General features: G+C 35.7%; 3 protein-coding genes. All 3 read right to left on the reverse strand.

Annotated features, from left to right (window positions below):
- On the reverse strand, positions 1–4370 hold a 4370-nt coding region (locus ENL20_10680; GenBank protein HHE39019.1), incomplete at its 3' end, for a hypothetical protein.
- Complete coding sequence (locus ENL20_10685; protein HHE39020.1) at positions 4371–5531, reverse strand: ATP-binding protein; 1161 nt, start codon at positions 5529–5531, stop codon at positions 4371–4373.
- Between the two features lie 172 nt (positions 5532–5703).
- The coding region (locus ENL20_10690; GenBank protein HHE39021.1) for a hypothetical protein at positions 5704–6028 on the reverse strand (325 nt) is incomplete at its 5' end.

The following is a 6028-nucleotide window of genomic DNA, read 5'->3' on the forward strand; positions in this document are numbered from 1 at the left end:
AAATTTTTAATTTCATCTGCATCGGTAAAATATTGCTTTTCTTTTTTCAGTTTTCTAAATTTATTTTCGATTTCTCTAAATTCAGGTTTTAGTCCGGTTTTATATTTCTCGTTTTTCAGAATTGCATCGGTCAATAATTCTATCATTCCCTCTGTATATTTTTTATCGGAACACAATTTTCTGATCATCAATTTCGCAAAATTAAAAGAAATCTTTTTCCCTATAATTTCTGATTTTTTCAATAGTTGATTCAGAGTTAAAATCTGAATATTCGGAGTCAGAAGTTTCTCCTTTGCCAAAAACCTGATCTGTGAAAGACATTGCTGTTTGGTCGGATTGATGATCAAAACATCTTCCGCTGATTTTCCGTTCAAAATCTCATTTATGCGATTTTGATTCTCCCTCTCCTCATAAGAGAATTGGGGCTTTAGTCCGACGAAAACGGATGGGGTGAGGTTAAAGAAAAATTTCTCTTCAGGATAGATCTCCGAAAAATACCTTTCTTCCCACTCAACTTCCTCCAATTCTCCTAAATTCGTAAAAAATATCTGTCCCACCGCATCAAAATCATAAAGTTGCTTCACCATCCAGATATAAGTTTGGATTTGGATCTTATATTCCGCCAAATTGCTTTTATCTTTGTCGGTCTTATAATCGAGAATGAACCATTTTCCCTCGAATTTATAAAGCAGATCGATGACGCCTGAAACCTGCAGATATTTTCCGGAATTATCGATCCAGCCGATAACCGGAAATTCGGGGAATTTATCTTCCGCAGGAATTTGAGAAATTGTTTTGGAAAGCTCGCTTTTCTTAAAATTGGAAATATGTTTTTTAAGTTCTTGAGAAATCGAAGCAAAAGAAATTTCAGGAAAATTGTTCCTTAAATATTTTTCAATATTCAATTTACAATCTTTATTTTTCCACCACTCTTTCTCCATAATTTTATGAACGATCGTGCCAAAAGACAAAGCAATTTCTGATGATTGTTTTTCTGTTACGAATTCAGAAGATTTTTTAGAAATGCTTTTCATAATATCGTGAGGATTCACTTGTAGAAATCTTTTCTCGAATTTATGAAAAAACGGTTCTTCCCAAATTAAAGGTTCTAATTCGGTTTTTTGCTTGAACTTCCGATTTAGTTCGGAAACTGAAAGTAGATTGATTTCCGTCTTCTCAAATTTGAGTTTTTTCCAACTTTCAGCATCTAAATCATCCGGAATTTCATAACTCGGTTTGATATAATTTTGCCAGAAATTTTGTCTCTTTGTCTGCTTATCTTTGAATTCCGAGAGAAAAGCAATCCTGTATTTTGCACGCGTTACTGCCACATAAAAATGCCGTTTATCTTCAGCTTCGGTTTCTAATTTTGCCTGCTTTTTAACAGAATTCAGCAGGTTCATTTTTTGCGATTCTCCTTCTTCATCGAGAGAAATCCCGACTTCGATCCTGCCGTCTCTGATAATTCTGCCATGCGAGATTGGAGAAGAATCACTTTTAGTTTGGGAATTCATTTCCGGAATGATCACCACAGGAAATTCCAGTCCTTTAGATCGATGGATGGATAAGATCTGAACTTTTGCAGTTGAAGGAGTTTCAGACTGGGAAGTATCATTGTTATTTTCGATCTGGAATTTGAAGAAATTGTAAACATTTTTCAGGCTCGAACCTTCCAGAGAAAGTTCAGATAAAATATTCAATATTTTTTCAATATTAGCGATCCGCTGAGCTCCTCCAATTTCACTGAAATAACCAAACCTGATTTTATTCGACTCGTAAGCAAAGCGACGAGTCGAGACAAAATCAGAATTATCCGGATCATCACCTTTCCGAAGCTTTTCTTCCAAATTTTCTTCATTTAAAGATTCGGAAAGTTCATTTCCTCCACCTTTCCGAAGTTTTTCTTGCATATTCTCTTCGTTAAAAAATTCGGAAAGTTCATTTCCTCCACCTTTACAAAGTTTTTCTTGCATATTCTCTTCGTTAGCAAATTCGGAAAGTCCGGATCGAGCAGCATCATTCCGGCATTCAACTTTCCGAATCTTATTTGAAAGAAATTCTTTGTGGGAAGCTTCGGAAAGTATCTTTTGCAGCAAAACATCCAACGACAAAATTTGAGCATCTTTTCTCCAAGTTTGAATGATTTGAACAATTTCCTCAAATTCAGCAGATCCTTTCATAAAGGAAAAAACCGACTGTTCTTTCTTTCTATTCTTCAGATGATGAATCTGTTTATCCGAAATCGCAAAAAACGGACTTCGCAACAACCCGATCAAAGCCAGATCATCAAAAGGATTTATGAGAACACTGACAAAATGGAAAAGATCGAAAGCTTCCTGCTGCTGAAACAATCCTCTTCCTCCGATAATTTCAAAAGGAATGTCCTGTTCCTGGAAAACTTTCAGGTAATTCTGGATATTCGTAAATTTTCGCAGCAAAACTCCGATCACAACCTTTTCTTCCAATTTGACTTCTTTTGCCCATTTCAAATATTCTTGTGCGATCGTTACGGCGTTCAAAGCTGAAAGATGTTTCAAATCTTCTTTGGAAGTATTTTTATCAGAATAAACAGCCTGAAGGCTGCAAACGATATCCGTCTTTTCTGCAATACTTTTTTCGGATTTATTATTCTCATTAAATGTTGTCGGTTCAAATTCCGCTTCGAATGGTTTTTTGGCTATTGGCATAATTCTGCTGAAAAGGGGATTTATCACACAGTCAATGAAATCTTTGGAGGAGCGGAAATTGTCGTTGAAGGAGATGATAACATTCTTTTTTTCAGAGTGTGTCAACTCCTCTTCCGCCCGATTCATAACTTCCACATCTGCCTGATTAAAGCGATAGATCGATTGTTTCTTATCTCCAACAATAAAAATCCCAACCTCACGCAAACTTCCGAATGTGCGAAGCTCTTCGGAATGTTTATCCTCGTAATATTTAAACTCTGAATGTTCATTTTCTGAATGTTCATTTTCTGAATGTTCATTATTTATTACTTCATTTCTTCGTGCATCTTCGTGTTCTTCGTGGCTATTGTTTTCAAACATTGCGAAGATCTCGTTCCTCGAACATTCGCAAGTTCTTCCAAGCAACTTAATAATTTCCCAGCGGACATCATTCGTATCCTGAAATTCATCAACCATAATATGCTGGAATTGAGAGGAATATCTCTGGCGGATTTTATCATTTTGAAGTAGTTCTTTTGCTTTCAGAATGATATCATCAAAATTGAGAAAGTTCAATTCAAGCTGTTTCTGCCACAAGGTTTCAGCGAATTCCTCGTAAAAAGAAACCAGGCTTTTCAAAACCGGGATCGCTTTAAAATCATATTCATTGGGAGCTTTGAGGATTTCGTTTTCAGGAAGTTCTTCTCTTAAATAATTGCAGAAATTTATTACAATTCCTTTGAATTTCTGATAAATACTTTTATTTTCCCAATTAGATTTTTTCCAGGAAGTGATTGATTTATAATAAGTTCCTTTTCCGGTTTGGAACAAAGGCAGGATTTCTGCTAAAATGATTCTCTGTTTTTCTTTATTGGAAGCTGTCGCATCAAGTTTTGGAAATGACTGTTTTAAAGCATCGAAAATTATTATTCCTTTATCGTTATCAGGAGCGGAATAATATTGAGAATAATTTTCGATATCTGCGAAAATTTGCCTTAAAAAATTAATATCACAATCCGGAGTATAATCTTCACTCCATTTTTCTTTGATTTCCTTTTCATCTTTCTGGATGAAATCAATCCAATCCTGAACAAAGGCTCGATTCTCGAACAAATATTTGATAAAATGTCGGATTTTGTAAACTGAAGTATGATCGAGCAGAACTTTCAGATTATCATCAAATTGCTCGCTTTTCTGCTGAATAAAATCCTTGAGAGTTTCATCAAATATCTGTTCGGTCTGCACATCTTCAAAAGTCTTGAATTTCGGATCGATCCCGATCTGATAAGCATTTTCCCGTAAGATACGACTGCAGAAACCATCGATCGTGGAAATATAATTTTGCGAAAAGGTGGAACGCAGCCAGCGTTTGTATTGATCAGAAGTTTTCCTGATATTTTCTCCGAGTTCGATTCCCTGCTTTTTCAGTCCTTTGATCTCATTTCCGTTCAAGAGAATATTCAGGTCTTCATAAATCCTGCCGGACATTTCTGCTGCCGCTTTGTTGGTGAAAGTTATGACCAGGATGTTCTTCACTCCCAGCCAGTTGGATTTTTGTCTGCTCAAATTTTGTTTTGTGAATTCATCTAATATCTTGCAGTACCGCTTGGAAAGAGCAAATGTTTTTCCTGCTCCGGCACAGGCGGAAACGAATTTATTAGTGGAGAGATCGAGAGATTTTTTTAAAGGTGATTGAGTTTGCATTTATAAATTTTCCAGCAATTCATTAATAAATGGATATCCATAAACCGAATGTTCATTTCTTCTTTGTTTAATATCATTTCCCATAATTAAAATCGATTCCTCAATGTTTTTTTCTAATTTGCCGAAATAATTCAATCCTTTGAAAAAATCCGAATTCACGGTTTGCGCAGATTTAATTTCAATAGGAATTGGTTCTAAACCGGTTTCAAAGATCAAATCGATTTCGTTTCCGGTATTATCTCTAAAATAATACAGGTTACTTCTTTTCCCTTGATTATATCTCTTTTTCAAAAATTCGATAACCACAAATGTTTCAAATAATTCTCCTTTTAAAGGATGTGTTTGAAGTTGGTCTATATTTTGAATTCCGATCAGATGAGCCGCGAGTCCGACATCGAGAAAGTATAGTTTTGGGGCTTTCCTGATACGCTTATTGTAATTTTTATAATATGGTGGAAGCAGAAAAATTAAATAACTTGCCAGAGCGATCGAAATCCATTCTTTCACGGTTTTGTGATCGACACCTAATTCATTTCCGATATTATTAAAATTTAAGATCTGCCCTGTTCTGCCGGCACAAAGTTGGAGAAAACGATGGTACTGCATCAAATCCTGAACTTTAGATATTGCACGAACATCTCTTTCTACATAAGTCTCCAGGTAACCGGATAAGAATAATTCAGGACGGATATTCTGATCAAAAATTCTCGGATAAAAGCCTTTATACAGAACTTCATTTTGCGGAATGAACTTGTTATGATAAATTTCCGAATATGAGAAAGGCAGAAGTTTCAGGATTCCGGTTCTGCCGGCAAGTGTTTGTGAGATCGAACTCAAATATTCAAACTGGTTACTTCCGGTTAAGATGAATCTGCCGTTCTTCTGTTCCGAATCAACAATCGTCTGAATGTAAGACAAAAGAGAAGGCACTTTCTGGATTTCATCGATGATTACACTGTTTTTGTATTTGGACAAAAAATCGCGTGGGTCTTGTTCTGCATGTTCTCGATTATCAAGCTCTTCCAATGAAACATAATCCATGCCCGGGTTGGTTTGTTTTACTAAAGTTGTTTTACCTGACTGTCGAGGACCGGTGATTGTTACAACCGGAAAAGAGCGCATCATTTCTCTCAGCAAACTCTGAATATCTCTTTTAATCATTGTTTCCTCCCTTTTTTACATTTTGGGAAAACCATTCCCAATTTGTAAAGAAAGATTGGAGTGTCAAGTTTTTCCTGCTCCGGCGCAGGCGGAAACGAATTTATTGAAGGAGAGATCGAAAGATTTTTTTAGGGGTGATTGAGTTTGCATAATTTACATCAATTTCCACATTTTATATATCTAATGGACTTGTAACACTGATCTTTTTTTTCTGCATTACATGAGTATAGACCATTGTAGTTTTAATGTCTTGATGTCCGAGAAGTTCCTGAACTGTTCTAATATCGTATCCATTTTCCAGCAGATGGGTCGCAAAAGAATGACGAAGTGTATGACATCCTGCTGTTTTATCGATAGCACTTTTCAGTAATGCTTTTCTAAACTCTTTTTGAACAGCACTGGAATGTAAGTGAAACCTGATTGTTTGTTTGAGTTCCTCACTATAATATTTTCGAGCTGCGGGAAAAACATATTGCCATTTAAATTCTTTATTTGCA

Source organism: Candidatus Cloacimonadota bacterium, from assembly GCA_011372345.1.
Classification (GTDB): Bacteria; Cloacimonadota; Cloacimonadia; order Cloacimonadales; family TCS61; genus DRTC01.